Genomic DNA, 880 nt, shown 5'->3' with positions numbered 1-880 from the left:
CGGGCTTGGCCAGGACCTGGCCGCGCTCGACGCCCTCACGGTCGACACCGCGCAATAGCGCGCCGATGTTGTCGCCGGCCTGGCCCTGGTCGAGCAGCTTGCGGAACATCTCGACGCCCGTGCAGGTCGTCTTGGTGGTCGGGCGGATGCCGACGATCTCCAGCTCCTCGCCGACCTTGACGACGCCGCGCTCGACGCGGCCGGTCACAACCGTGCCACGGCCCGAGATCGAGAACACGTCCTCGATCGGCATCAGGAACGGCTTGTCGAGCGGGCGAACCGGCGTCGGAATGTAGGCATCGACCGCAGCCATCAGTTCGCGGATGGCGTCCTCGCCGATCTTCTTGTCGGAATCTTCAAGTGCGGCAAGCGCCGAACCCTTGACGATCGGAATGTCGTCGCCGGGGAACTCGTTCTTGGTCAGAAGCTCACGCACCTCAAGCTCAACCAGTTCGAGCAGCTCGGCGTCGTCGACCTGGTCGACCTTGTTCAAGAACACCACGATCGAGGGCACGCCGACCTGGCGGGCGAGCAGGATGTGCTCGCGGGTCTGCGGCATCGGGCCGTCGGCGGCCGACACCACCAGGATCGCGCCGTCCATCTGCGCAGCACCGGTGATCATGTTTTTCACATAGTCGGCGTGGCCGGGGCAGTCGACATGGGCATAGTGGCGGTTGGCGGTCTCATATTCGACGTGCGCCGTCGAAATGGTGATGCCGCGCGCCTTCTCTTCGGGCGCCGCATCGATCTGGTCGTAGCGCTTGTATTCGCCAAAATACTTGGTGATCGCCGCCGTCAGCGACGTCTTGCCATGATCGACGTGACCAATCGTGCCAATGTTCACATGAGGCTTAGTGCGCTCGAATTTACCTTTTGCCAT

At 63.4% G+C, this 880-nt stretch carries 1 protein-coding gene; it reads right to left on the bottom strand.

Going from position 1 to position 880, the window contains the following annotated elements:
* Positions 1–880: elongation factor Tu (gene tuf, locus NKJ23_RS34485; protein WP_352685188.1), on the bottom strand; the 880-nt coding region annotated here is incomplete at its 3' end.

Source organism: Mesorhizobium sp. M0184, from assembly GCF_040322215.1.
In the GTDB taxonomy this organism is placed as follows: domain Bacteria; phylum Pseudomonadota; class Alphaproteobacteria; order Rhizobiales; family Rhizobiaceae; genus Mesorhizobium.
This window is presented reverse-complemented; position numbering and strand designations above follow the sequence as displayed.